This window comes from Bradyrhizobium sp. NAS80.1 (assembly GCF_001908205.1).
GTDB lineage: Bacteria > Pseudomonadota > Alphaproteobacteria > Rhizobiales > Xanthobacteraceae > Bradyrhizobium.
Map to the genome: position 1 here is coordinate 60,556 of NZ_LGHL01000014.1, position 25,288 is coordinate 85,843.

General features: G+C 63.8%; 23 protein-coding genes. 9 read left to right on the plus strand and 14 right to left on the minus strand.

Features of this window, described 5'->3' with window-relative positions; translation table 11 throughout:
* Positions 1-6: 6 nt before the first annotated feature.
* From AC629_RS03980 to AC629_RS03990, 3 genes are all read right to left on the minus strand, one after another.
* On the minus strand, positions 7-2,196 hold the full coding sequence (locus AC629_RS03980; protein WP_084803501.1) for an RNA degradosome polyphosphate kinase: 2,190 nt from the start codon (positions 2,194-2,196) through the stop codon (positions 7-9).
* Between the two features lie 143 nt (positions 2,197-2,339).
* Positions 2,340-3,017, minus strand: coding sequence for a P-loop NTPase family protein (locus AC629_RS03985; RefSeq protein ID WP_084803479.1), 678 nt, complete (start codon positions 3,015-3,017; stop codon positions 2,340-2,342).
* A 126-nt stretch (positions 3,018-3,143) separates the two neighbouring features.
* Positions 3,144-3,686, minus strand: a complete 543-nt coding sequence (locus AC629_RS03990; protein ID WP_084803480.1) for a CDP-alcohol phosphatidyltransferase family protein — start codon at positions 3,684-3,686, stop codon at positions 3,144-3,146.
* A gap of 155 nt (positions 3,687-3,841) precedes the next feature.
* Here AC629_RS03990 and purM point away from each other — a divergent pair, with 155 nt between their 5' ends.
* Together purM and purN are read left to right on the plus strand one after the other, a co-directional pair.
* Positions 3,842-4,915: a phosphoribosylformylglycinamidine cyclo-ligase gene (gene purM / locus AC629_RS03995; protein ID WP_084803481.1), complete on the plus strand. Its 1,074-nt coding sequence runs from the start codon at positions 3,842-3,844 to the stop codon at positions 4,913-4,915.
* A complete protein-coding gene (gene purN, locus AC629_RS04000) occupies positions 4,915-5,568 on the plus strand; it encodes a phosphoribosylglycinamide formyltransferase (protein WP_084803482.1) in 654 nt (217 codons plus the stop codon). Before purM ends, purN begins: the two co-directional genes overlap by 1 nt.
* 93 nt (positions 5,569-5,661) lie before the next feature.
* On the opposite strand, the gene AC629_RS04005 is transcribed toward purN, so the two are convergent.
* Positions 5,662-5,868 (minus strand): cold-shock protein, encoded by a 207-nt coding sequence (locus tag AC629_RS04005; protein WP_084803483.1) that lies wholly within the window; start codon positions 5,866-5,868, stop codon positions 5,662-5,664.
* Positions 5,869-6,249: 381 nt separating this feature from the next.
* Between AC629_RS04005 and AC629_RS04010 the strand changes: the two genes are divergently transcribed.
* Entirely contained in the window at positions 6,250-7,410 is a 1,161-nt protein-coding gene (locus tag AC629_RS04010) for an autotransporter outer membrane beta-barrel domain-containing protein (protein ID WP_084803484.1), read from the plus strand.
* A gap of 70 nt (positions 7,411-7,480) precedes the next feature.
* Here the strand turns inward: AC629_RS04010 and AC629_RS04015 are convergent, their stop codons facing one another.
* Entirely contained in the window at positions 7,481-8,521 is a 1,041-nt protein-coding gene (locus tag AC629_RS04015; protein WP_084803485.1) for a LysR family transcriptional regulator, read from the minus strand.
* Between the two features lie 71 nt (positions 8,522-8,592).
* Here AC629_RS04015 and AC629_RS04020 point away from each other — a divergent pair, with 71 nt between their 5' ends.
* From AC629_RS04020 to AC629_RS04035, 5 genes are all read left to right on the plus strand, one after another.
* A complete protein-coding gene (locus AC629_RS04020; protein WP_084803486.1) occupies positions 8,593-9,210 on the plus strand; it encodes a hypothetical protein in 618 nt (205 codons plus the stop codon).
* Positions 9,197-9,817 carry a GNAT family N-acetyltransferase gene (locus tag AC629_RS04025; protein ID WP_074118915.1) on the plus strand — a complete coding sequence of 207 codons (621 nt, stop codon included), beginning with the start codon at positions 9,197-9,199 and terminating at the stop codon, positions 9,815-9,817. The genes AC629_RS04020 and AC629_RS04025 overlap by 14 nt, the downstream gene beginning before the upstream one ends.
* Positions 9,818-9,842: 25 nt before the next feature.
* Entirely contained in the window at positions 9,843-10,406 is a 564-nt protein-coding gene (locus AC629_RS04030; protein ID WP_084803487.1) for an isochorismatase family protein, read from the plus strand.
* A 34-nt stretch (positions 10,407-10,440) separates the two neighbouring features.
* On the plus strand, positions 10,441-10,611 hold the full coding sequence (locus AC629_RS46515; RefSeq protein WP_167561190.1) for a hypothetical protein: 171 nt from the start codon (positions 10,441-10,443) through the stop codon (positions 10,609-10,611).
* A 157-nt stretch (positions 10,612-10,768) separates the two neighbouring features.
* A complete protein-coding gene (locus AC629_RS04035; RefSeq protein ID WP_084803488.1) occupies positions 10,769-12,151 on the plus strand; it encodes an aspartate aminotransferase family protein in 1,383 nt (460 codons plus the stop codon).
* 168 nt (positions 12,152-12,319) lie between these two features.
* Here AC629_RS04035 and rnd read toward each other — a convergent pair whose 3' ends face one another.
* The 9 genes from rnd to AC629_RS04080 form a co-directional block, all read right to left on the minus strand.
* A complete protein-coding gene (gene rnd, locus AC629_RS04040) occupies positions 12,320-13,468 on the minus strand; it encodes a ribonuclease D (protein WP_084803489.1) in 1,149 nt (382 codons plus the stop codon).
* 354 nt (positions 13,469-13,822) lie between these two features.
* Complete coding sequence (locus tag AC629_RS04045; RefSeq protein WP_245331709.1) at positions 13,823-14,428, minus strand: hypothetical protein; 606 nt, start codon at positions 14,426-14,428, stop codon at positions 13,823-13,825.
* 46 nt (positions 14,429-14,474) lie between these two features.
* Positions 14,475-15,806, minus strand: a complete 1,332-nt coding sequence (locus AC629_RS04050; RefSeq protein WP_084803490.1) for a hypothetical protein — start codon at positions 15,804-15,806, stop codon at positions 14,475-14,477.
* A 319-nt stretch (positions 15,807-16,125) separates the two neighbouring features.
* On the minus strand, positions 16,126-17,139 hold the full coding sequence (locus AC629_RS04055) for a helix-turn-helix domain-containing protein (RefSeq protein ID WP_168195390.1): 1,014 nt from the start codon (positions 17,137-17,139) through the stop codon (positions 16,126-16,128).
* Positions 17,140-17,442: 303 nt separating this feature from the next.
* Positions 17,443-18,774 carry an ABC transporter substrate-binding protein gene (locus AC629_RS04060; RefSeq protein ID WP_084803492.1) on the minus strand — a complete coding sequence of 444 codons (1,332 nt, stop codon included), beginning with the start codon at positions 18,772-18,774 and terminating at the stop codon, positions 17,443-17,445.
* 11 nt (positions 18,775-18,785) lie between these two features.
* On the minus strand, positions 18,786-19,655 hold the full coding sequence (locus AC629_RS04065; RefSeq protein ID WP_084803493.1) for a carbohydrate ABC transporter permease: 870 nt from the start codon (positions 19,653-19,655) through the stop codon (positions 18,786-18,788).
* Positions 19,652-20,602 (minus strand): carbohydrate ABC transporter permease, encoded by a 951-nt coding sequence (locus AC629_RS04070; protein ID WP_084803503.1) that lies wholly within the window; start codon positions 20,600-20,602, stop codon positions 19,652-19,654. The genes AC629_RS04065 and AC629_RS04070 overlap by 4 nt, the downstream gene beginning before the upstream one ends.
* A gap of 1 nt (position 20,603) precedes the next feature.
* The gene (locus AC629_RS04075; protein WP_084803494.1) at positions 20,604-21,452 is read right to left on the minus strand and encodes a phosphodiesterase; all 849 of its coding nucleotides are present in this window, start codon (positions 21,450-21,452) and stop codon (positions 20,604-20,606) included.
* Positions 21,453-21,754: 302 nt separating this feature from the next.
* Positions 21,755-23,233 carry a protein adenylyltransferase SelO gene (locus AC629_RS04080; protein WP_084803495.1) on the minus strand — a complete coding sequence of 493 codons (1,479 nt, stop codon included), beginning with the start codon at positions 23,231-23,233 and terminating at the stop codon, positions 21,755-21,757.
* Positions 23,234-23,428: 195 nt separating this feature from the next.
* On the opposite strand from AC629_RS04080, the gene aspS reads away from it, so the two are divergent.
* Positions 23,429-25,201, plus strand: a complete 1,773-nt coding sequence (aspS, locus tag AC629_RS04085; protein ID WP_084803496.1) for an aspartate--tRNA ligase — start codon at positions 23,429-23,431, stop codon at positions 25,199-25,201.
* Positions 25,202-25,288 lie beyond the last annotated feature (87 nt).

Here is a 25,288-nt window from a genome sequence, read left to right on the forward strand (position 1 = left end):
CCCGGATCAGGATTGATGACGTTCATTACGGCGCGTGAGACGGCGCGGCGAGGATTCCTTGAGCGACTTTCCACGGCCAGACAGACTCGGATTTGTCATGAAGTAGTTGTGGACGTTGAAAGGCTCCTCGCCCTTCGCGGCCTTCATACGCGTTGAGGACCCATCGGGCAACAATTGCCAGCTCTGCTCATTGTCCTTCAGGTTGGCGACCATGATCTGTTCGAGAACCTGCTGATGCACCGTGGGATTTTGCAGCGGACACAGCACCTCGACGCGGCGGTCGAGGTTGCGCGGCATCATGTCGGCGGACGAGATATACACAGCCGCTTTCGCGCTCGGCAGGCCCTGACCCATTCCGAAGCAGTAGATTCGGCCGTGTTCCAGGAAGCGTCCGATGATCGACTTGACGCGGATGTTCTCCGACAGGCCGGGAATGCCGGGCCTGAGGCAGCAGATGCCGCGAACCACGAGCTCGACCTGCACGCCGGCCTGTGACGCCTCGTAGAGCGCGTCGATGATGTCGGGGTCGACCAGCGCATTCATCTTCATCCAGACCGCCCCGGGGCGGCCGTGCCGCGCATGCGCGGTCTCGCCCTGGATGTGCTCGATGATGCGCTTGCGCAACGTCAGCGGCGACACCGCCATCTTTTCCAGATCGCTTGGCGCGGCATAGCCGGTGATGAAGTTGAACACGCGCGCGGCGTCGCGGCCGATGGTTGGGTCCGAGGTGAAGTAGGAGAGGTCGGTGTAGATGCGCGCCGTCACGGGGTGGTAATTGCCGGTGCCGGTGTGGACGTAAGTTGTGAGGCTCCCGCCTTCGCGGCGCACCACCATCGAGAGTTTTGCGTGCGTCTTCAGTTCGAGGAAGCCGTAGACGACCTGCACGCCAGCGCGTTCGAGATCGCGCGCCCATCGGATGTTGGCTTCTTCGTCGAAGCGCGCTTTCAGCTCGATCAGCGCAGTGACGGACTTGCCGGCTTCGGCGGCTTCCGCCAGCGCGCGCACGATCGGCGAGTTGTTGGAGGTGCGATAGAGCGTTTGCTTGATCGCGACGACATCAGGATCACGCGCGGCCTGCTGGAGGAACTGCACCACCACGTCGAAGGATTCGTAGGGGTGATGAACGATGAGATCCTTCTGCCGGATTGCGGCAAAGATGTCGCCGCCGTGCTCGCGGACGCGCTCGGGATGGCGCGGCACGTAAGGGGTGAATTCGAGATCGGGACGGTCGAGGCGGGTGAGCTGCGAGAGCTCGTTCATGGCGAGTACGCCGTCGACGAGAAACACCTCATCGTCGGCAGCCGAGAGTGCGTGCTGCACGAAGCTGCGCAGCTCCTCCGGCATCTTGGCGTCGATCTCGAGCCGGATCACCGACCCGCGGCGGCGGCGCTTCAACGCCGTCTCGAACAGACGGACGAGGTCCTCGGCCTCTTCCTCGATTTCGAGCTCCGAGTCGCGGATGATCCGGAAGGCGCCCTGGCCGTGCAGATTGTAGCCAGGGAACAGGCGGTTGATGAACAGGGCGGTGGCCTGCTCCAGCGTGATCAGCCGGACCTTGCCCTCAGCGGGCAAGCGGATGAAGCGGTCGATCTTGCCGGGCATGCGGATCAGCGCGTTCATCTGCTTGCCGTCGGCCTCGCGCGTGAGCTGCAGCGCGATGGTGAAGCCGAGGCTTGGAATGAACGGGAAGGGGTGGGCCGGGTCGATCGCGAGCGGGGTCAGCAACGGAAACACGTTGTTGAGGAAGTAGTCCTCGATCCAGGTCCGTTCCGCCTTGGTGACGTCCTTGCCGTCGACCAGCACGATGTCGACGTCGGCCAGCGTGCCGCGAAGGTCGCGCCAGATCGCCTGTTGGTCGGAGGCAAGCTGGGAGACCGTGCGGTTGATCAGCGCGAGTTGCTCGGACGGCGTCAGACCGTCGGGGCTCCGCTCGGCAATGCCCTCGCGTACCTGGGCCTTGATGCCGGCGACGCGGACCATGAAGAACTCGTCGAGGTTATTCGCCGAAATCGACAGGAATCGGACCCGTTCCAGCATGGGGTGGCTGGGATTGACCGCTTCCTCCAGGACGCGGCGGTTGAAATGCAGCCAGGAGAGCTCGCGGTTGATGAATCGTTCGGGGCTCGACGCGATCGCCGGCAGGCTCTCGATCTCTAAGACTTTCTCTTTAGTTTCAATAGCTTGCGCGATGTCCATGAGAAATCGGTCCATCCAGTTTGCCCCAATTTGCGACTTACGCGCAAAACCGCCAGGAGCATGTGTTAGGGCGATGACGTTTCGATGACATTGATGTTCCGCCGCTCCGCTGCGTCAAGCGGTCTTGAAGCCGGGCGGGCAGGTCAGACGTCGCGGAGCAGATCAGCGGCAAGGGCCCGGGTGACGGGGCGGCCGAGCCGCAGGGCTTCGCTATCGAGCAGTTCTACGGCTTGCCGGGCGGCGGCAGAGGACCGCTCCAGGCGGGTGGCGAGGTAGCTGACGACGCTCTCGTCCACGGTGAGCTGGCGGTCGGTGCAGAATTTGACGATCAGGCCACGGAAGAGCTGGTCGTCGGGGGGCAGCAGTGCGACCACCGGCACAGCGCGCAGGCGCGAGCGTAGGTCGCGAAGGTCGATCTCAAGCGAGGCGGGCGCCTCGCGACCGGTGAGGAGGACATAGGCACCGTCCTCGCGGGCAAGGTTCATCAGGTGGAAGAGGGCGCGCTCGTCGAACTCCTTTGCCTTGAGATCCTCGACCACCACCGCACCGGTGGCGAGCGCCCCCGGGACGGCTTCGGCGGTCAGCCCATTGGCCGTGGTCGAGCGGGCGCCGGCCTCCTCGGCCCAGATTGCAGCGAGATGGCTCTTGCCGCTTCCTTCGGGACCGGCCAGCCACATGATCCGGTTCGGCCATTCCGGCCAGCCGTCGATCAAAGCGAGGCCGGCAGCGTTAGCGGGGCCTTCGAGAAAATTGTCCCGGCTGAGGCTCTCCGCGTGCGGAAGCGAGAACGCCAATTGTCGGGGATGAACGCGGCCTGCCACGCTTGCTTTGCTCCATGCCGGACGGCCGGCCTCAGTTGATAGATTCGACCATCGAGTGCGCCTTGTTAAGCGGGACTTGGCCTTTTGCGGGGCTGTTCCACACTCGCTCTTGCGCCTATTTTGCGCTCATTTCGCCTCGATCGTGCTCATGTGCCGCAGCCACTCGACGAGATAGAGAGACACGGAGGAGAGCGTGAAGACCGTGACGAGGCCCATCAGGATAATGTCATAGGGGGCCGGCTTGAAGCCGAAGGCAAGCGCCGCCAGCACCAGCGCGGCGTAGGCCACTTGCGCCGCGGTGTTGAGCTTCGACACTTTCGACGGCTTCATCTCGACCGGCTTGTCGAACAGCCAGGATACGATCACGGCGGCGACGATCATGATGTCGCGCGACACCACCAGGATCACGATCCAGCGGGGGATATCGCCCCAGATGCCGAGCGACAGGTAGATCGAGACCAGAAGTGCCTTGTCGGCGAGCGGGTCGAGCAGGGCGCCAAGCTCGCTCGCCATGTTGAAGCGCTTGGCCAGGAAGCCGTCGACCGCGTCGCTGATGCCGGCAATGAGGAAGACGGCGAACGCGACCTCCATTTGGCTCGACACAATGGCCCAGACGATGATCGGGACCAGCATGATGCGGCCCAGAGTGATAATGTTCGGAATACTCACGTGGCGCTTCCCGGCACCCGGTCTGACCTCGAATCCGGCCCCTTGGAGGCTGAACCGGTTGATATCTCTACATAGTATACGGCGGGGCGCCATGCGAGCCATTGCGTGTCCCCGGAATTCGACGTAACCAGCCGCAAACCCACTGGAAATCGGGCATGACCGACCGCAAAAACGGCCTCACTTACGCCGATTCAGGCGTCGATATCGACGCGGGCAACCGCTTGGTCGACCTGATCAAGCCGATGGTGCGTGCCACCGCACGGCCCGGCGCCGACGCCGAGATCGGCGGTTTCGGCGGCCTGTTCGACCTCAAGGCGGCCGGCTTCAAGGATCCCGTCCTGGTCGCCGCCACCGACGGCGTCGGAACCAAGGTCAAGATCGCGATCGAGACCGGGCTGCATGGCGGCATCGGCATCGATCTCGTCGCCATGAGCGTCAACGACCTCGTGGTGCAGGGCGCCGAGCCGCTGTTCTTCCTGGACTATTTCGCCTGCGGCAAGCTCGACCCCGAGGCCACGGCCGCGATCGTCGCGGGTGTCGCCGAAGGCTGCCGGGAATCGGGCTGCGCCCTGATCGGCGGCGAGACCGCCGAGATGCCCGGCCTCTACAAGGACGGCGACTACGATCTCGGCGGCTTTGCCGTCGGCGCCGCCGAGCGGGGCACGCTGCTTCCGCGCAAGGACATCGCCGCGGGCGATGCCGTGATTGGCCTGGCTTCGTCGGGCGTGCACTCCAACGGCTTCTCCCTGGTACGGAAGATCGTGGAACAGTCCGGCCTGGGCTTCGAGGCGCCGGCGCCGTTCTCGCCTGTGATGACGCTCGGAGGCGCGCTGCTCACGCCGACGCGGCTCTACGTCAAATCCTGCCTGCGCGCGATCCGCGAGACCGGCGCCGTGAAGGGGCTCGCCCATATCACCGGCGGCGGCTTCACCGACAACATCCCGCGCGTGTTGCCAAAGCATCTCGGCGTCGGCATTGATCTTGAGCGCCTGCCTGTGCTGCCGGTGTTCAAATGGCTGGCGGCGCAGGCCGGCATTGCCGAGCTGGAAATGCTGCGGACCTTCAACTGCGGTATAGGCATGATCGCGATCGTCGAGCCTGACAAGGTCGATCAGGTCGTGCAGGTCTTCACCGATGCGGGTGAGGCCGTGGCGCAGCTCGGCACCGTGATACCGGCCGAGGGCGAGCATCGCGTCGTCTATAACGGCCATCTCGATCTGGCGCTGTGATGAAGCGCCGCGTCGCCATCCTGATCTCCGGCCGCGGCTCCAACATGGCCGCGCTGATCAGGGCCGCCGCCGCGCCGGATTTTCCGGCGGAGATCTCGCTCGTGATCTCGAACAAGGCCGACGCGGTGGGACTCGAACGGGCCAAGACGAGCGGCGTGAAGACGCTGGTGATCGAGAGCAAGCCGTTCGGCAAGGACCGCGCTGGTTTCGAGGCGGTGCTGCAAGCAGCGCTCGACCAGCATGGCATCGAGCTAATCTGTCTCGGCGGCTTCATGCGCCTGTTCACCGCCGAATTCACCAGGGCCTGGTACGGGCGGATGCTCAACATCCATCCATCCCTGTTGCCGTCTTTCCCCGGCCTCGACCCGCACGGCCAAGCCTTGCGCGCCGGCGTCAAGCTGTCCGGCGCGACAGTGCATTTCGTGATCCCTGAGACTGATGCCGGCCCGATCGTGATGCAGGGCGCGGTGCCTGTCGGCGACCATGACACGGCGGATACGCTGTCGGAGCGCATCCTCGAAGTCGAGCACCGCATCTATCCCGAAGCGCTGCGGCTGCTCGCGACCGGCAAGGTCCGGATCGAGGGCGATGTCTGCAAGACGGCTGGCAGCGCGGCGTCGGAGAATTTCCTGATTGCGCCTGTGGCGAGCTGAAGCGCCGTCGCGTTTCGTTTCGTCTTCGCAAACAGAATCCCCCGGCAGGGCCGGGGGCAACGTCATGATCTCTCGGCGTCGGCTTGGGAGAAATCAGGAGACCTTGAGGTTCTCCGCGGACGACTTGCCGCGGTTCTCCACGAGGTCATATTCAACCACCTGGTTTTCATTGAGGGTGGAGAGTCCGGCACGCTCGACGGCTGAGATGTGGACGAACACGTCCTTGTCGCCGCCGTTCGGCTTGATGAACCCATAGCCCTTGGTCGGGTTGAACCATTTGACGGTGCCCTTTTGCGACATCGCTAGTCTCCTCCACTAGATACGAAAAAGACGCGGCCGCCTTTTTTGCGTGCCACGCCACAAACGGGCTTCCGGAAGTCTGTTCGAGTCTTGAGTCTCAACGTCGCGAAACGCACAGCCGAGCGGCCAATTCCGATTGTGTGCAATATTGCAACATGAAAATCGCGCGTTAGCAAGCCGCGTGCGGATTTCAAGGCCGGGGCGGCTCTAACCGCCTGCTATTTGCGACCTGTGGCAGCGGAACCACAACCGAGGGCAATAGCCCTTGCCCGAGCGCTTCCACCGATTGACGCTCCGTAGCAGTTCAGCACAAATCGCCGCACGCTTCGCACGTTGTGTTGCATTTTTGCGAGCCGCCATTTTGCTTCGGGATTAGTCGTCATGTGCTGCACCTCGCAGCTCTCCGGGACACGGCAGACGATCCGGCTGGACCGCGTCCGCCGGATCGCGGCTGCGATTGCCATGGCGCTTGCGCTCGTCGTGGCGATGGCGGTGACGCCCGGCTTCGCGCAAAGTCCAACGCCCACTCCGACCCCGACCCCGACGCCCACGGCGTCGCCGACGCCGGTGCCGGTACCCACCTCCATCAATTACGACCAGTCGGCCGGCAACAGCACGCTCAATCTCGGCTCGTGGTTCTTGGAGCGGCTCGGCAATCAGGCGTCGGGCGGGTTCAACCGCGCGTTCCGCACCAATCCCGGCGGCGGCGGTGCGTCCGAGGGCACGGAAGATCCGCGCTACCGCACCTGGGTCGAGGGCTACGGCATCTCGGTCCGGACCGATGCGCAGGCTGATTTCGTCGGCGACAAGCGCAAGACATTTGGCGGCGTCGCCGGGTTCGGCGCACGGCTCGCACCGGGCGTCAATCTCGGTTTCTCCGTCGACCAGAGCCGCACCGACATCGACGTTCCGCTCGCTCTCCAGTCGGCGACGCTCGACCTGACGCAGATTGGTTTCAACGGCTCCGTCGACAAGGGACCCTGGACCTGGGCTTTCGCGGTGGTGCACGGTTTCGGCAAGGTCCATTCCAGCCGGGATACCGGTTTCGGCCTTGCTACCGCGGGCTATCGTGCCGCGGTCGACGGCGCGCTGACCGAGATCAGCTACTACTGGACCAGGGATCAAATGCGCATCGTGCCCAAGGGCGCGCTCGAATATGTGCGCGCCACCAGCGCCGCGTTCCAGGAGGCCGGCGGGCTCGATCCGCTGAACGTCGGTTCGACGGCGCTCTCTCGTGCGCGCGTCTTGATCGGCGCCGAGATCGGGCGCTACTTCATCCTCGACCAGAAGGTTCTGGACTTGTCGGCCTACGGCAAGTTCGTCGACAATTTTTACCAGAACCTGGGATCGGTGCAGGTCAGCCTGGGGACCCAGAGCATCATCGTTCCCGGCATCGGTGAGAGCCGTTACGGCATGGATGCCGGCGCCTCGGCCTCGCTCAGTCTGACCAACACGGCGCGGCTCTACATCAACTACGATGGCAAGTTCCGCAACGAGCTCACCTCGCACCAGGGCACGGTCGGCTTCGAATATCGGTGGTGAAGCGCGAGCATGATCCGGAAAAGTGTGCAGCGGTTTTCCGACAAGATCATGCTTGAATAAGCGCCCGCGCCTAGGTCGGCGTCGCCGCGACATATCCCGTCAGCCCAAAGCCTTCTCGCGCAGTCGTCATCATCGGCACCAGCGCGTTCGGATGGATGAACTCGTCGCGGAAGCAGGGATGGGTCTTGGGATCGAAGATCTTCTTCAGCCAGTCGACCACGATCTTGTGGCGCTCGGAGGCGCGGAACTCGCGGTGATAGGTGAGCCAGAGATCGGCGTGGTGACTGACGCCAAGATCGACGGCAACGAGCGGCGCGCCGAGCGCGATCGACACCGTCGGCAGGAAGCCGATGCCGGCGCCGCGCTCCACTGCATAGAGCGCGCCGACCGAAGAATTGGTCTTGATCCCGACGATGCCCTCGAGCGACGTCAGCCCGAGGATGCGGGCGTAGGCGCCGTCGTCGACCTGCGGCGCGCTCTGCTTGATGATGCGGTGGTCTTTCAGCTCGGCCAGCGTTGACGGCAGGCCGTAGAGCTTCTCGTACTCCTTGGAGACGAAGGGATAGATGTGCAGCCGGCCGAGCTTTGCGACGATCAGATCGGGATTGGTCGGCGGCTCGAGCTGGATCGCGATATCGGATTCAAGCCGTGCGACGTCGGCCTGCTCCATCGCGCAGCGCAGATCGACGGTGATCTTGCGATAGGTCTTCTGGAAATCGATCAGCCGCGGCAGAATCCAGAAATTGCCGGGGCCTTCAGTCACCGCAACACGTACGGTGCCTGTGGTGTCGTTCGACGATCGTGAGGCGCGACGAAAAACGTTGAAGGCATGACGCTCCATGTGTGCGACGTCGGCGATCATAGCAGTGCCTTCGTCGCTGAGCGTGAGTCCGCTCTGGTCGCGCAGGAACAGCTTGCAGCCGATGCTCTCTTCGAGCCGGTCGATCCGGCGCATTAGTGTGGTGGAGGTGAGCCCGAGTTCCTCGGCGGCGTTGCGGAAACTTTTATATTTTGCGCACGCTAAAAAAAGCTTCAAATCATCCCAGGATGCATCCAGGGCCTCTTCACGGTGCTGCATCATCGCAGCACCCCGGTGCAATACTTGCTGCATACGCCTGATCCCCAACCGCTAAGTTCAATGTCGTAGCGGGGCACTAAAGCCCAGAACGATAGAGGGGCGATATGGCTATGGAAAGGGGCTCGTTTGCCGCAAGACATCATTTTGATGCCTTGCCGCTGAGTCCGGACGTCGAAGTTCGTTGCGCGCAATTTTCCGAAATTGCCGCGCTTTCCGACATGGCGCACCGGCTGGTGCCGGGTGTGCAAATCGGAGCGGCGGAACTTGCGAGATACTTCACTTTCGATCCTCAGAGCATCCTGACTTTCAGCCGGAAGGGTAGACTGCTCGGCGGCATGGCCTTCCTGTTTCTCAACGACCGCGGGCACGATGCGCTGCTGCTCGACGAGATCTGCCTCACCTCGCCCGAGACGCACTATCTCGCTTCCGCGAAGGAGCACGTTGCTGCCATCTATATCTGGGCGATCGCGGCGACGGGGCGCGGCGTCGCCGGTCTCGGCAAGGCCGCGGCTCATTTGCGACAGGTAAGATTTCGTAACGCAGATTGCTATGCGCAGCCGTCAACCGTGGCCGGACGAGATATCATGAAGGCGACCGGCTTCGAGCCTATCCCGAGCTTCCAGCCTGACCTCTGGTGTTACGAGCGCCCCTGGCACCGGCAGCCGATGCGCATGCCGGGCGCAATCATCCAAGCAAGGAGTTTTGCAGATGCACGGTACTAGAATTCCTCTCGCCAAGCCCGACTCCCGCGCCATCACCATCCGCCTCGCGCGCGATCCCAGCGATCTCATGCTTGTTACCGCCATCCGCTCGGCGGTCTATCTCGCCGAGCAGGATTGTCCGTTCGAGGAGGAGTTCGACGGCAACGACATGGTCGCCGCGCATTTCATCGGCTTCGTTGGCAACGAGCCTGCAGGCTGCCTGCGGGTGCGCTTCTTCGGCGATTTCGCCAAGGTGGAGCGGCTCGCGGTACGGCACCAATATCGTCGCTCGCGCGTCTCGTTCAAGCTGGTGCAGGCGAGCGTCGACTATGTGAAGCGCAAGGGCTTTCGCAAGATCTACGGCCAGGCGCAGGACCGGCTGGTCGATTTCTGGGCTCATTTCGGCGCCAAGCCGCTCGGCCACAATCGCAAGATCACGTTCTCGGATTTCTCCTATACGGAAATGCTGCTGGAGATCGAGCCGGGGCCGGATGCCATCACGCTGGACAGCGATCCCTATGTGATCATCCGTCCCGAGGGCGATTGGGACCGGCCGGGCGTGCTCGATGCGTCCGCGGGACGGTCGGTGACCTCGCCGCTGCGGGACCTCGCACTCGCCAGCCGTTGAAACTGGTGCAGCTAAGCGCAAGACAATGCTGGTTTCCAACCACGCCGATCCGCCGATCCTGATCTGTGCGGATCTTCAGGTCGAATATCTGACCCCCGGGCGTCGCCACGTGATCCTCGACGGCGACGCGGTCACCGCGCGCTGTCTGGAGCTCCTGACGCTGTGGCGCGACAATCTCTGGCCGGTGATGCACCTGAAGCGCATCGCCCAGGCAGCCTGGTTCAATCCGGCATCCAGGCTGACCGATTGGATCGCCGAGACGAAGCCGCAGCCCGGCGAGATGACGTTCGAGCACCCGCTGCCCTCTGCCTACAGCTCGGCGAGGTTTGTGGACTATATGTCCAATATCCGCAATGTGCGCTGCGTGCTGATCGGCTTCTCCCTGGATGAGACCATCCTGGCCACCGCCGTTGAGGGATTTCACCGCAGCCATCGCTACCAGCTGGTCGGCGACGCCGTGGCGTGCCGGCAGCCGGGCACGGGCGATGCGGTCGCCTACAAGCATGCGATGGTGAATGTCCTCGGCAATTTTGCTACAGTCCAGTCCGGCGCCGAACTAATCAGAACCAGCGGCGCCGTCGCTGTTTAGGCGGCCGCGATCGGCGGATGAATGGGGTGGGACATTGTCACGGGGAGAACAGCTCAAGGAGCTGGCAAGCGATCTGTCGCGCGCCGCCGAGGCGGCCCGCCGCATCGGCTTGCCGACAACGGTCTATCTGCTTTCGATGGCGCTTGTGGAGGTGAGGGAAGCCGCTGCCGCCACCGGCGATGCGGATGACGACGGCGCGGCCTGAGAGCTGCCGCGTGTGCGGCTTTGTGCAACGCTGCTGAGCGCTTGCCGCCGCCGAATTGGCGTTGCAAGTTTTGTCCCGTCGCAATAGCCAAGTGACTCGATAATCGAGTGATGACGCTGGCCCCGCCGGCGACGTGACGACTTGAGGGATCTCGCAAATGTCCATGCTGCCCAATTCGCAGGAGGCCCGCGATGTGGCCTACCAGCTCCACGCCTATACCAACGCCCGCGCGCATCAGCAGGCCGGCCCGCTGGTGATCGAGCGCGGCGAGGGCCCCTACGTCTTCGACGCATCGGGTAAGCGCTATTTCGAGGCGATGGCTGGCCTATGGAGCGTCGGGCTCGGCTTCAACGAGAAGCGTCTGGTCGAGGCGGCGCACAAGCAGATGCAGGCGTTGCCGTTCTATCACACGTTCTCCGCCAAATCGCACGGTCCCTCGATCGATCTCGCCGAGAAGCTGGTCGCGCTCGCGCCGGTGCCGATGAGCAAGGTGTTCTTCACCAACTCCGGCTCGGAGGCGAACGACACCGTCCTTAAGCTGATCGTCTATCGCTCCAACGCGCTTGGCCAGCCGCAGCGCAAGAAGGTGATCAGCCGTCTGCGCGCTTATCACGGCGTCACCATCGCTTCGGCAAGTCTGACGGGTTTGCCGAACAACCACCGCTCGTTCGACCTGCCACTGCAGAACATCCTGCACACGGGCTCGCCGCATTTCTACAAGGACGGCGCGCCCGGCGAGAGCGAGGAAGCCTTCGCAACGCGGCGGGCCGAGGAGCTCGACGCGTTGATCCAGAAGGAAGGACCTGACACGATCGCGGCCTTCTTCGGCGAGCCGGTGATGGGGGCGGGCGGCGTCATCGTGCCGCCGGCGACCTATTGGGACAAGATCCAGCAGGTTTTGAAGAAGTACGACATCCTGCTGGTCGCCGACGAGGTGATCTGTGGCTTCGGCCGCACCGGCAAGATGTTCGGGTGCGAGACCTACGGCATCAAGCCGGATGCGATGGTGGTCTCCAAGCAGATCACCTCAAGCTATTTCCCGCTGTCGGCGATCATGCTGAACGAGCGCATGTTCGAGCCGATCGCGGACGAGAGCAACAAGATCGGCGTGCTCGGCCACGGTTTCACCGCGGGCGGCCATCCCGTCGGCTCGGCGATTGCGCTCGAGAACCTCAAGATCATCGAGGAGCGCGGCCTGGTCGCGCATGCCGCCGAGCTCGGCGCGTACATGCAGGGCAAGCTGCGCGAGCTCACCAGCCATCCGCTGGTCGGCGAGGTCCGCGGCGTCGGCATGATCGCAGCCCTCGAGCTCGTGCTCGACAAGCAGCGGAAGACGGCCGCTGCAACGCCCGGCGCGGTCGGCGGCATCGCAAGCCGCAAGCTCCAGGAGCGCGGCGTGATCTCGCGCAACATGTTAGATGCAATCGCCATCTGCCCGCCGCTGATCGTCAACAAGGGCCAGATCGATGAGCTGGTTACGGTCATAGCCGGCGTGCTCGATGACATGAAGGCGGACGTGGCGAACTTGACGCCGGCGTAGGCTCTCGCCTCGTCCGGGCGTTCAACCCAGCACCGTCACCCTGAGGTGCTCGCCTCTTCGGCGAGCCTCGAAGGGCGACGGCCCGACTGGCTCGCAGCGGGGCTCGCCCATCCTTCGAGGCTCGCTATGCTGCGCATGGCTCGCACCTCAGGATGACGGTTTAATCGCCTACGCCCGCTGGACCCCGATCACGCGACCTTTCTCAATCGCCAGCGCCAGCTCGCCGCGCTTGAGCTTCAGCGCGGCATCGCCGAACAATTCGCGGCGCCAGCCGTGCAAGGCGGGCACGTCGGCCTGGTCGTCGGCCGCGATCTCCTCGAGATCGTCGACGGTCGCGATCACCTTGCTGGCGACCGCATGGCGCTCCGCGGTCATCCGCAGCAGCACCTTCAATAGCTCGACGATGGCCGCGCCGTTGGAATTGTTTCGCGGCTTCTCCAGCTTCGGCAGCGTCGAGAAATCCCGCGCCAACCCGCGCTCGACCGCGGCGACGATATCCGCGCCCCATTTGGATTTCTCAAGACCCTTCGGCACCGAGCGCAGATGGGTGAGCTTTTCCAGCGTATTCGGCGCATGGGTCGCGATGTCGCTGACGGCTTCGTCGCGCAGCACACGGCCACGCGGCACGTCGCGGCTCTGCGCCTCCTGTTCGCGCCAGGCCGCAACCTCCATCAGCACTGCGAGGTCCTTCGGCTTGCGCACCCGCGTCTTGAGCCTTTCCCAGGCACGCTCGGGGTGGAAGTCGTAGGTCTTGGGCGACGTCAGGATCTCCATCTCGATGGAGACCCATTCGTTGCGGCGACGCTTCTTCAGGTCGGCATCGAGCGCAGCGAAGACGTCGCGCAGATGCGTGACATCGGACACCGCATAATGCATCTGCTCCTTGGTCAGGGGCCGGCGCGACCAGTCGGTGAAGCGGTGGGTTTTGTCGGGCCGATGCCCGGTAACTTTCTCGACCAGCTGATCGTAGGCGATGCTGTCGCCATAGCCGAGCACCATTGCCGCGACCTGGGTGTCGAACACCGGGTGCGGAATGATGTTGGCCTGGTGCCAAATGATCTCGATGTCCTGCCGGGCGGCATGGAAGACCTTCAGCACGCCCTCGTTGCCCATCAGCTCGAAGAACGGCTTGAGGTCGATGCCCTCGGCCAGGGCGTCGATGACGATGGCTTCCTCAGCGCTGGCCATCTGCACCACGCACAGCAGCGGGTAATAGGTGGTTTCGCGCAGGAACTCGGTATCGACGGTAATGACGTGGTGCTTGGCCAACCGGCTGCAGGCAGCCGCGAGGTCAGCGGTGGTGGTAATCAAATCCATGAACGGCCCATGACGAGACCAACAGCCGTTCTGCCGAAAGCGCTGTGATGTCAAGGGGCTTGGAACGAATTCGAGCCTTGCATTTGGGCCGGAATCGCTGGAACAGGCGCAAAATCCTATTCGTAACGGATCCGCTGCGAGGGTTTTCGCGCGCAGGGCAGCGCCACCACGACCACGCACATGGCGACCAGCGCCAGTCCCAGGAACTCGAAAACCAACAGATCCACGGCAAATTCCCCCGCAAGACCGTTAGAATTGTCGGGGGCGCGTTGATGGTCTGTTAATTCTCTTGGTTACCGGCGGCGGGTTGGGCCGGATGGTGGACGGGGGGTTAACGGGGGGTGGGTAATGCCGCTATTTCGGAGATGGCTGTGGGGTGGGCAGCTTCTTCTCGGTGGCCGACTGCTTTGCGGGTGAATTCGGACGCTCTGACGGAGGCGGCACAGGACCGGACTGGCCGACCGCGACCGATATTCCAAAGAGGCGCCACTGACCGTCGACGGGCGCATATATCAGCTCGAAGTTGACCTGCGACGGTACCGACGGAAAAAATCCTGCCATACGCATCATTCCGTTCGTCTCGATCTGCGGCAGCAGCGAAAGCTGCGGATCGATGACCGCAACGCCCGAGAGATCGAGCTTGTCGTTTCGTAGTTTGGCGAAGATCTCAGCCAGCCGTGTGGCGCTGTTGCCGGCATAGAATGCGGGCGCGCCGAGGTCACGCAGGACGGTGTAGTTACCGGTCTTGTTGGCGTGATCCAGCGCAAGCAGCGTTCCGCGCACCAGCGTCAGCACGCCGTTGCGGTCGATGCTGGCCAGTTTTGGCGCTTGCGGGATCTCGTGGCTGGGTCGCTGCTGCGCCTCGGCGATCACATCGCAGGATGCCAGGAGCGCGAGTGACGCAACGAGCAGTTCGCGCAGGCGAAGTGAGCCGCCGCTCCGCGGCCCCGAAACAATCAACGACCCATCTTGTCGCCAACGCACCGCGCGCTCGACCAAGGACGTGTCACCACTGAACCGAGACTGCGCCGCGGCCGCCGGCGATGTTGCGCTCGAGGCCGATGCCGGCACCGGCATTCACGACGACGGCGTAGCTCTTGCTGTCGTAAACGAGCGCGGTTGCACCGAGGCCGAACGCGTTGCTGCCCTGGAAATTACCGTAGCCACCGGAAAGCGCGAATTTTCGGCCGGGCTGGAGCGCCGGCATGGAGGCTGCCGCCAATGCGATGGCGGTGCCGGTCCGCGCTTCGGTCCTATTATCGAGGACCTGGGATTGCAGGGAGGTGACTTGCGACTGCAGCGATGTCAGACCTGCCGTGCTGAAGCCGGTAGTGGCGAGATTGCCGCTCGCATCTGACGTGACGAGGTAGGTCGTCCCGGATTGCGCAGCGAGGCTGGCAGCAGAGGCGATGCCGGACAGGCGGTAGGTGTTCGAGGCGGTGCCAATCGCGACCTGGTTAGGGGCGCTGGTCGAGGCGCCGTTGCCGATCGCGGTGGAGTTGGCGAAGGCCGCGCTCGCACCTGCGCCGAGTGCGGTCGCGCCGACGGCGGTCGCGCTCGCACTCGTACCGACTGCGGTCGCGTTGTCGCCGCTGGCGACGCTGCCGATGCCGAATGCACTGGAGTTCACGCCGAACGCATGGCTTTTTTGGCCCACGGCCGTTGCGCCGACGGCAGCCGCAGTAGCCGCGTTGCCGATAGCGACCGAGTTCCCCCCGGCTGCCTTCGCCCAAGCGTCTTCGCCGATCGCGACGGAATGATCCGCGTCCGCCGAGGCACGGGCGCCTACGCCGACGGCGCCGACCCCCAGGGCGGCCGATATGTCGCCGATCGCGGTCGAGGAGACCCCGATTGCACTAGCCGAATCTCCCACAGCCACCGCGAAGTTGCCGTTTGCCAGTGCCGTAAGTCCGAGAGCCGTGCTCGCGTTTCCACTCGCCGTGGCGCCGCTGCCAAAGGCTGCACTGTCATCCCCGCTCGCCTGATTGAAGAAGCCGACAGCCACGCTACGCTGGCCGGTAGCAGAATCTGAAATCCCACAGGCCACAGCATTGGCCCCAGTCGCAGTTGATCCACCGGCCGAGAGTGATGCATCGACGCAAACGAGCTGCGCGAAAGCTGAGCCGGGTGTGAGGAGCAGGAGAAGCCCGCTGAGAGCGAGCCCGACCTGGGCCAGGTACCTGCGATTCCGTCGCACTGGACCGGAACGTGCGACACCTGCGGGTGCGGCTTGCCGTGCCCGTCTGCGATCTGACATTGTCGCTTCTTGCCCCGATCGGCGCTTGCAGCGTTCAAGCTTTAGAAGATTCATCATTCTCTCCTCGGGCAAGGCTCGCATTGTTGCGAAAGCCGTCGCGCGCTCGTTCGGGCGCGCATCCTGCCCATGCCTCTCTTTGGCGGAACGTGCGTGGAAAGGACAGATCAAGGAATGAACTGTCTTGGAATAGGAAACGGCGGGAAGTGAAACAGGAATTTTTAGGAAGGGAGACCTTGTCTCCTCAACGGCAAGACAAGCAAATCAATCACGCGTAGTTGCTGCGCAGCCTACCCCTTGCCGACAGCGTCTGTCTCCTGCGCAGGAGATCGCAAGCATGGTTGCTTCCGGTCGTGGAGCCGGAAGCGTCATCGTTCGCGCCGCCGCAACGGTGGTCGGTAAATCACTTCATGAACTCGAGCCATTGTGCCCACTCCGCGAGGTCATCACACGACATGGATGACAAGGCTTTGCCCTCGAGACTACGCGCGCGCACCTCGCGTGGTGTGAGACCGATATGCTTGTGAAAGGCGAGAGCAAAACTGCGATAGTGCTTGAAGCCGTGGGCTTCGGCGATCGCTTCGATCGACTGCCCTTTGCGTGCGGGATCACCTAACGCAACTCGTATGGAGGAGAGCCGCTTTCGTCGTACGTAGGCGGCAACACCACCATAAGATTCGAAGAGGTAGCCGAGGTTGCGCCGTGTCATTCCGAACCGGCCGGCAATGCTTTCCGGAGTGAGGTTGGGATCAAGGATGTGTGCATTGATGTAGGAGCAGATCCGGTCGGTCATGGAGAGGCGTATGCCGCCAGCCTGCTCCTCTCCGACCGCTCCGTTGATCGCCGCGGCTATCAGTTGCACGGTGGCAGGTATGACGGCTTGAGCTTGATCCAGCATGATCCCGGACAAGCGCGCGTGAAAGCCCAGGAGATGATCGCGGAGCAAGGCGGCGAGCGGGTCGTGCGCCGGCAACAGACGCAGCGCGTGTTCGTCGGGCGCCTTAAGACGCGAGCCGAGTAGATTGCGCGGCAGGAACAGGGTGAGCGCGTGGTTGTCGCCGCCGCGCCTGTTTGTCGGCTGCGCCATGTCGCAAACCAGGATGTCGCCGGGACGAGCCGTCCCTCCACTGTCGCGCGGGCCGTTCCAGCCTGTTGTGAGGATCTGAATCATGAACAGATCCAGTCCGTCGCGCCCGATGCACGCGCGGGAGCGACTCCAGTCCTGGGGAGGCACTCGAAAGTCGGCGAACAGAACATTGCCGAGATGCCAGAAGTCAGCACGGACGTTGTAAGCATGAGGATGCTCCTTTTGCGTCCGCAGGTCATAGTAGCGGCTTATGTGCTCCTGCCAGAGAGCGAATAACTGCTTTCCGGGGAGACCGCGTGTATCGAGGACCGAATGGGGGATGCCGTTCACTGGGTGCCCTGTCATGCCTGGACGTATTTCCAACCTGCCACGCGAGTAGTTGGTGCCCTTTCAATGAAATCAGGTTCGCGTGCGACAACCTGCCGCTAGCACGATATGGACCAAGACGGGCGGGTGCTAGCCGGAAAGGAAATTGCGGGGAGAAGAAGTGGAATTCTTGGGAAATGCGCGGTCGGGCTCAGCGCACCCGGCACAGATGCCAGGGGCTTGAAATCAGCTGGACCCAAGCCTCGGAATCAGCTCGGCGCCCCAGGTTCTGGGGCGCCGGCGTTTCTCCATCGTGCTTGCGGAGGTCTAAGGCAGCTTCAGCGACGTCTCGGCGTTGTAGGGCTTGAGCGTCTCGTCGGCAGCCTTCTGGGCGGCGACGAGCGCTTCCTTCGGCTGCTTCTTGCCGTTGAGGACCAGCATCACCTCGTCCTCCAGCGTCTTGCGCACCGGCACGGTCTTGTAGGTCGCAAACCACGGCTTGGCGACGTCAAGCTGCTCGACGGCGGTCTTGGCGTCCGGGTTCTTGTTCAGGAAGTCGACCATGTCGGGCGTCTTGTAGGCGGCCATGTTGGGCGCGAAGTAGCCGGTGGCGCGGCTCCACCAAGCGCTCTTCTCGGGCGAGGTCATCCACTTGATCAGCGTCCAGGCGGCTTTCTGCTTGTCGGCTTCAAGCCCGGCCGGAATGATCAGCGAGGCGCCGCCGATCGGAACGGCGTTGCGGACGTTGCGCGGGATGAACGCGACCTTGTAGTTGAACTTGGCGTTGTCGCGCACGTAGGTCAGTGAGCCCGTGGACAGCATCATCATCGCGGCATTGCCGGAGATGAAGGAGGTGCTGACGGCCGGGCCGGGCGTTGCGCCCGGCGCGTGCACCTTGTGCTTGGCGATGAGATCGTTCCACCAGGTGAGTGCGCCGAGCATCGAGGGCGTGTCGTAATACACCTCGCCGCCGAACTCCTCGTTGTAGTAGCGCCCGCCATTGGTCATGGTGAGCGTTTCCATCATCCAGCCGCAATAGTCGTACGCACAGGGGATCGCGATGCCCCAGCGAGTCACCTTGTCGCCCTCACGCTTGGTGAGCTTCTTGGCCCAGTCGGTGAGCTCGGCCCAGGTCTGCGGCGGCTTGTTTGGATCGAGCCCGGCTTCCTTGGCCTGGTCGGCGTTGATGTAGAGCAGCGGCGTCGAGTTGTGGAAGGGCACGCCGTAGACCGAGCGGTTGATCACCGCGTTGCCCTGGAGCGCCGGAAAGAACTGACCGAGGAACTGATCCTTCGTGGTGCCGTCGGCGGCAATCAGGGAATCGAGATTGGTGAGCTCGTTCTCGATCTGCATGTCGAGCAGGAAGTTCGCCGACATGATCACGGCGGCCGGCGGCTTGCCGGCCTTGATCGCGGCCCGCGTCTTGATCAGCGTATCGTCATAGGAGCCGGTGTAGACGGCGGTCGCCTTGATGTTCGGATGACCTTCATTGAACTCCTTGATCAAGGTGCCCATGTCGCGAGCAAGCTTGCCGTCGACGGGCACGGGGAAGAACAAGTCGATCTCGGTCGGACCTTCGGCCAGCGCCGGGAAGGCGAGGGCGCCTGCCAAAGTACCTACCATGGCAAGGCCAAGCATGAGCCTGCGGGAAAACAGCATCGGAAATTCTCCTATTTGATGCCTGAGGTGACGAAAGAACTGATGAAGCGCTTCTGGAAGATCAGGAAGGTGATGAGCAGCGGCGCGATCACCATCAGCGTGCCGGCGGCGATCGTGCCCCAAGCCTGCGTACCTTCCGCGGTCGCGGTGAAGACGGACAGGCCGACCGTGAGCGGCCGCTTGTCCGGTGAATTGATCACCATCAACGGCCACAGGAAGTCGTTCCAGTGGCTGGTCACGGAGATGATGGCGAAGGCGGAAAAGCTCGGCAGCGACAGCGGCACGTAGATGTGGCGGATGCGCTGGAACAGCCCGGCGCCGTCGATCAGTGCGGCGTCCTCGAGTTCGGTCGGAATGGCCTCGAATGCCTGGCGCATCAGGAACGTGCCGAAGGCGGAAGCAAAGAACGGCATCATCACGCCGGCGAGCGTATCGTAGAGGCCGAGCTGCGCGACGAGCTTCAAATTCGGTACGATCAGCAGCACCGGCACCAGCATCAGCTGCATCAGGAACAGATAGAAGATCAGCGTCTTGCCGGTGAAGGCGAGCCGCGCGAAGGCAAAGCCCGCCAGCGTGATCGTGACGAACTGCACCAGCAGGATGCCGGTGCAGATGATCGTGGTGTTGAGGAAGTAGCGCGGGAAATCGCCGATCTCCCAGGCGTCCCTGATGTTGTCGAGCGTCGGTCTCAGGCTCGGCATCAACTCGGCCATGGCGTTGATGCCGTCCGAGGCGGGGCGCAGCGTTGCCACGCCCATCCAAAGGAAGGGAATGAGCCAGACGATGGCGAGCAGCACCGTCAGCGCGAAGCCGAGCTTTGGCGTGATCTCGCGGCGGGTGGCGAGCGGGGTGCCGCTAAACAGGCGGTCGATCAGCGTCATGGGCCGCCCTCGCGGTTCGCCATTGTTCGGAACGAGAGCGCGGTGAGGCCCATCAGCGCGCCGAGCGTCAGTAGCGTCGCCGCCGAGGCCTTGCCGATGTCGTAATGCTCCACCGCCTGCTGGTAGATGTAGAACAGCACAAGATTGGTAGCGTTCGAGGGGCCGCCCTTGGTCATAACGAAGACGTGGTCGACCTGGGTGACTGCGTTGAGCGTGGCGATCACGATGACAAACAGGAAGGTGGGCTTAAGCTCCGGGAGGATGATGTAGCGCAGGCGCTGGAACGGCCCGGCACCGTCGAGATGCGCTGCCTCCATGACGTCCTCCGGCACGGCCTGGAGGCCGGCAAGGAAGAACAGCATGTAGTAGCCGGCGTTCTTCCAGATGGTGATCACCATGATCGCATAGAGCGCGATATCGGGATCGCCGAGCCAGTTCGGCAGCACCGGAAGCAGGCGGCCGATATAGTAGTCGAGCAGCCCGACATTGGGCAGGAAGATGAACAGGAACAGCGCGGACGCCGCGACCATCGGGATCAGCACCGGCAGGAACAGCGCGGCACGCAGCGCGCTGCTCACGGCGTTGGTGCGCGCCAGCGCCAGCGCGAACAGCAGCGCAAGGGCGATGCTCGGGATCGCCGTGCCCAAGGCATAGACGAGATTGTTGACGACGGCGCCGGTGAAATAAGGGTCGGCAAGCACCGCGCTGATATTGTCGAGGCCGACGAAGCGGAGCGGCGCCTTTGGCGTAGCACGCTGGTAGAGCGCATCGACGAACACGCGTCCCATCGCGCCGTAGGTGAACAGCGCCAGGAAGACCAGCGAGGGCAGCAGCAGCAGATAGGCCGGCAGCGACGCTTTGAGGCGGTGAGCGAACCGCTTCAGCACGTGCAGTCGCGGCGGCGCCGACGTCGCGACCGGGAGAGCCGCGGGTTCAGCGAGGCTCATCTCACCGCGCCGGGAGGTTGAGCGCATAGTCGCGGTCGTCCATCCCCGCCGGTGCGGCGAAGGGGAAGCGCAGACTGGTATCGAGGAAGTCGTGGCTGTGCACGACCAGGTTCTCCCCGTCGATCAGCACCACGCCATAGGCCGGCGGCTCGTGGCTTGCCAGATGCGGAGCGCTCGCGTCGAGCTCGAACCAGACCTGGTGGTTGGTGCCGCGCAGGGTGGAGAAGGGGATCTTGCCGTAGCTGCCGAAGATCGGGCGGTGCACGTGGCCGAAGAACAGATGGCGGATGCGCGACCGGTAGGGCGCGATCACTTCCGCGAATTCCGCACTCTGCTTCAGCGCGATCTCGTCCATCGCGTGCACGCCGACCGGGAAGGGCGGATGATGCATGAAAACGACGAACGGCATGTCCGCCGGCGCGGCGGCGAGCGTATTCGCAAGCCATTCGAGGCGCTGGGCACACATCTCGCCGGCGTGGCTGGTTTCGTCCAGCGTGTCGAGGAAGACGAACAGGCCGTGCTCGGTGGTCCGCGTGCCCTGCACGAAGCCGTTGGGATCGCGCGGCGCGGCCTTCAGCCCGTCAAGGCAGGCGACGCGGCGGTCGTGATTACCGACCATGGCGATGTAAGGCATTTTCAGCGCAGCCATCGCCTCGGCGAAATTGGCGTAGGATTCAGGCTCGCCCCAATGGGTGAGATCACCGGTCACGACCGCGAAGGCGGCATCGGACTGATGCTTGTTTATGTCGGCGATGGCGGCGTCCAGTCGGGCGCGCGGATCGAGGCCATAGAGCTTCAGCCGCGGGTTCGCCAGATGCGTGTCGGTGATATGGATGAATTTGAAGGGCATGGCGCGCGCTTGTCTGGACTGTTGGAGGATGGGCGCTTTCGGCAAGACGGCCCTGACAGGCCGTTAGAGCGCGTGTGTTTCAGTTTGATGACAGCGGTTCCCGAGGGCGGGACGTGTCCACAAAGCTCTCAAGCACAGGATAGACTAGCCGAAGGTGTCATCCATCACTGTGGGCCAGCTCCAAGTTGTGCTCTCGAAGTCCCGCAGGTCTGTAGGATGGGTAGAGCGAAGCGAAACCCATCATCGTCGTTCTATCGTGCCGGCGATGGGTTTCGCTTCGCTCTACCCATCCTACGGATTCTTCACGTCCCGCAAAACGTCTGCAACACCCGCTGGTCCGGCAGTGGCGGATCGGCGTAGGCCGCGTAATCCGGTTGGTCCTGATACGGCTTGGCCAGTACCTTCACCATCTCTTCGAACGGGCCGTAGTCGTCATTATTCACCGCGGCCTGGATCACGGCCTCGACGCGGTGGTTGCGCGGGATGAACAGTGGATTGACCGCGTGCATCGCGGCCTGCCGCTCGGCTGCGGTCTGCGGCTCCAGCGCGGTACGCTCGCACCAGCGCTTGGCCCAATCGTCGAAGGCCGAGGGGTCCATAAACTGCGCGCGGACATGGGCCACGCCAGCCTCGTCGCCCGCGGCATCGCCGAGCCTGCGGAAGGTGAGGGTGAAGTCGGCCTGGTTCTTCGCCATGGCGTCGAGCAGGTCCTGGATCAGCGCCTCGTCGCCATCGCGCTCCGTGAACAGGCCGAGCTTCTTGCGCAGGCCCGCCTGATAGGCCGCGGTGAAGGTCTCGGCGAAGGCGCCGAGGATGTCCTGGGCTTCCGCGATCGCCTTCTCCTGGTCGTCCGAGAACAGCGGCAGCAGGCATTCGGCGAGCCGGGTCAAATTCCACAGCGCGATGCGCGGCTGGTTGGCATAGGCGTAGCGGCCCATCTCGTCGATCGAGGAGAACACCTGCGCCGGATTGTAGGCATCCATGAAGGCGCAGGGGCCGTAATCGATGGTCTCGCCGGAGATGGACGTGTTGTCGGTATTCATCACGCCATGGATGAAGCCGACCAGCAACCAGCGCGCCACGAGATCGGCTTGGCGCGCGACGACGCCGGCGAGCAGGGCGTGATAGGGCCGCTCGGCGGTGAGCAGCTCGGGGTAATGACGGGTGATGACGTGATCGGCGAGCCGGCGGATCGCCTCGGTGTCGCGGCGGACGGCGAAGAACTGGAAGGTGCCGACGCGGATATGGCTCGAGGCGACGCGCGTCAGCACCGCGCCGGGCAGCGCGGTCTCGCGGATGACGTGCTCGCCGGTGACGACGGCAGCAAGCGAGCGCGTGGTCGGAATGCCCAGCGCGAACATCGCTTCACTCACGATGTATTCGCGCAGCACCGGGCCAAGCGCGGCGCGGCCATCGCCGCGGCGGGAGAATGGGGTCGGGCCCGAGCCCTTGAGCTGGATGTCGCGGCGGATGCCGTCTCTGTCGATGACCTCGCCGAGCAAAATCGCGCGGCCGTCGCCGAGCTGGGGCACGAAGTGCCCGAACTGGTGTCCGGCATAGGCCATGGCGATGGGGTCGGCTCCGGCAGGAACCGTCTTCCCGGCCAGGATCTCGGCACCTTCCGGGGTCTCCAGGAGGTCGGGATCGAGCCCGAGCTGGACCGCCAGCGGCCGGTTCAGCTTGATCAGTCGGGGCGCGGCAACGGGGGTCGGCGCGACGCGGGCGAAGAAGCTGTCCGGCAGGGCCGAATAGGAGTTCTGGAAGGGGAAATGAACCGTCATGGCCCTAAAGATAGGCGGGGAACGCCTGATGGCAAAGGCTTGGGGCCTAATCGGCCAAAAATGGGCGCTCCGGGCCCAAAACAGGGCGTTCCCTTGGTTGCCGCCCCCGGCCTCGTCGGGTAAACCCTGCCGCAACTTCGGACAGGCTGTTTCGGCCGTCCGATTCGATCCTCCGACATTGATTTTGGGACGACCATGCATCGCTACCGGTCACATACATGCGGCGCGCTCCGCGAGAGCAACATCGGCGAGACGGTCCGCCTTTCAGGCTGGGTTCATCGCGTTCGCGACCACGGCGGCGTGCTGTTCATCGACCTGCGCGACCATTACGGCCTGACCCAGTGCGTGGTCGACCCGGACTCGCCGGCGTTCTCGCTGGCCGAAAAGCTGCGCTCCGAATTCGTGGTGCGGATGGACGGCAAGGCCCGCCGCCGCCCCGAGGGCACCGACAATGACGACCTGCCGACCGGCAAGATCGAGATCTATGTCAGCGAGATCGAGGTGCTGGGACCGGCCGGCGACCTGCCGCTGCCGGTGTTCGGCGACCAGGAATATCCTGAGGACATTCGCCTGAAGCACCGCTTCCTCGACCTGCGCCGCGAGAAGCTGCACCAGAACATCATGACGCGCGTCGCGATCATCGACTCCATGCGCAGCCGCATGAAGGGGCAGGGCTTCTTCGAGTTCAACACCCCGATCCTGACCGCGTCCTCGCCGGAAGGCGCGCGCGACTTCCTGGTGCCGTCACGCATCCATCCGGGCAAGTTCTATGCGCTGCCGCAGGCGCCGCAGCAGTACAAGCAGCTCCTCATGATGTCGGGCTTCGACCGCTACTTCCAAATAGCGCCCTGCTTCCGCGACGAGGACCCGCGCGCCGACCGCCTGCCGGGCGAGTTCTACCAGCTCGACATCGAGATGAGCTTTGTGACTCAAGAGGACGTCTTCGCGGCAATGGAGCCGGTCATCACCGGCGTGTTCGAGGAATTTGCCAAGGGCAAGCCGGTGACAAAAGGCTGGCGGCGGATTCCGTTCGCCGAAGCGCTGCGCAAGTATGGCAGCGACAAGCCGGACCTGCGCAACCCCATCGAGATGCAGGACGTCTCCGAGCACTTCCGTGGCTCCGGCTTCAAGGTGTTCGCGCGCATGCTCGAAGACCCGAAGAACCAGGTCTGGGCGATCCCGGCGCCGGGCGGCGGTTCGCGCGCGTTCTGCGATCGCATGAATTCGTGGGCGCAGGGCGAGGGCCAGCCCGGTCTCGGCTACATCATGTGGCGCGAGGGCGGCGAGGGCGCAGGTCCCCTCGCAAACAACATCGGGCCGGAGCGCACCGCTGCGATCCGCACGCAGCTCGGTGTGAAGGAGGGCGATGCCGCCTTCTTCGTCGCCGGCGATCCCGACAAATTCTGGAAGTTCTCAGGCCTTGCCCGCAACAAGGTCGGCGAGGAATTGAACCTCACCGACAAGGAGCGGTTCGAGCTCGCCTGGATCGTCGACTTCCCGATGTACGAGTACAACGAGGACGACAAGAAGGTCGACTTCTCGCACAACCCGTTCTCGATGCCGCAGGGCGGCCTTGATGCGCTGAAGGGCCAGGATCCGCTCACCATCAAGGCGTTCCAGTACGACATCACCTGCAACGGCTACGAGATCGCCTCGGGCGGCATCCGTAACCACGTGCCGGAAGCGATGGTGAAGGCGTTCGAGATCGCGGGCTATGGCGAACAGGAAGTGGTCGATCGCTTCGGCGGCATGTACCGCGCCTTCCAGTATGGCGCGCCGCCGCATGGCGGCATGGCCGCGGGCGTCGATCGTATCGTGATGCTGCTCTGCGGCACCACCAACCTGCGCGAGATCTCGCTGTTCCCGATGAACCAGCAGGCCATGGACCTGCTGATGGGCGCGCCGTCGGAAGCCACGACCAAGCAGCTCCGCGAGCTGCATGTGCGGGTGAACTTGCCGCAGAAGTGAGCTGAGCCGGCTTTCGGTCTCGTGCCCCGGACGCAGCGCGGCGCTTCCCTGGCGATGCGAGCATCGTCCAGTCAGCGGTGAGCTGCA

Excerpts from the sequence above, each read along its gene's own strand:
- AC629_RS03980 (WP_084803501.1), bottom strand. The coding sequence starts at position 2,196 with ATGGACATCGCGCAAGCTATTGAAACTAAAGAGAAAGTCTTAGAGATC.
- purM (WP_084803481.1), top strand. The coding sequence starts at position 3,842 with ATGACCGACCGCAAAAACGGCCTCACTTACGCCGATTCAGGCGTCGAT.
- purN (WP_084803482.1), top strand. The coding sequence starts at position 4,915 with ATGAAGCGCCGCGTCGCCATCCTGATCTCCGGCCGCGGCTCCAACATG.
- AC629_RS04005 (WP_084803483.1), bottom strand. The coding sequence starts at position 5,868 with ATGTCGCAAAAGGGCACCGTCAAATGGTTCAACCCGACCAAGGGCTAT.
- AC629_RS04010 (WP_084803484.1), top strand. The coding sequence starts at position 6,250 with ATGTGCTGCACCTCGCAGCTCTCCGGGACACGGCAGACGATCCGGCTG.
- AC629_RS04015 (WP_084803485.1), bottom strand. The coding sequence starts at position 8,521 with ATGCAGCAAGTATTGCACCGGGGTGCTGCGATGATGCAGCACCGTGAA.
- AC629_RS04020 (WP_084803486.1), top strand. The coding sequence starts at position 8,593 with ATGGCTATGGAAAGGGGCTCGTTTGCCGCAAGACATCATTTTGATGCC.
- AC629_RS04025 (WP_074118915.1), top strand. The coding sequence starts at position 9,197 with ATGCACGGTACTAGAATTCCTCTCGCCAAGCCCGACTCCCGCGCCATC.
- AC629_RS04030 (WP_084803487.1), top strand. The coding sequence starts at position 9,843 with ATGCTGGTTTCCAACCACGCCGATCCGCCGATCCTGATCTGTGCGGAT.
- AC629_RS04035 (WP_084803488.1), top strand. The coding sequence starts at position 10,769 with ATGTCCATGCTGCCCAATTCGCAGGAGGCCCGCGATGTGGCCTACCAG.
- rnd (WP_084803489.1), bottom strand. The coding sequence starts at position 13,468 with ATGGATTTGATTACCACCACCGCTGACCTCGCGGCTGCCTGCAGCCGG.
- AC629_RS04050 (WP_084803490.1), bottom strand. The coding sequence starts at position 15,806 with ATGCGAGCCTTGCCCGAGGAGAGAATGATGAATCTTCTAAAGCTTGAA.
- AC629_RS04060 (WP_084803492.1), bottom strand. The coding sequence starts at position 18,774 with ATGCTGTTTTCCCGCAGGCTCATGCTTGGCCTTGCCATGGTAGGTACT.
- AC629_RS04065 (WP_084803493.1), bottom strand. The coding sequence starts at position 19,655 with ATGACGCTGATCGACCGCCTGTTTAGCGGCACCCCGCTCGCCACCCGC.
- AC629_RS04070 (WP_084803503.1), bottom strand. The coding sequence starts at position 20,602 with ATGAGCCTCGCTGAACCCGCGGCTCTCCCGGTCGCGACGTCGGCGCCG.
- AC629_RS04075 (WP_084803494.1), bottom strand. The coding sequence starts at position 21,452 with ATGCCCTTCAAATTCATCCATATCACCGACACGCATCTGGCGAACCCG.
- AC629_RS04080 (WP_084803495.1), bottom strand. The coding sequence starts at position 23,233 with ATGACGGTTCATTTCCCCTTCCAGAACTCCTATTCGGCCCTGCCGGAC.
- aspS (WP_084803496.1), top strand. The coding sequence starts at position 23,429 with ATGCATCGCTACCGGTCACATACATGCGGCGCGCTCCGCGAGAGCAAC.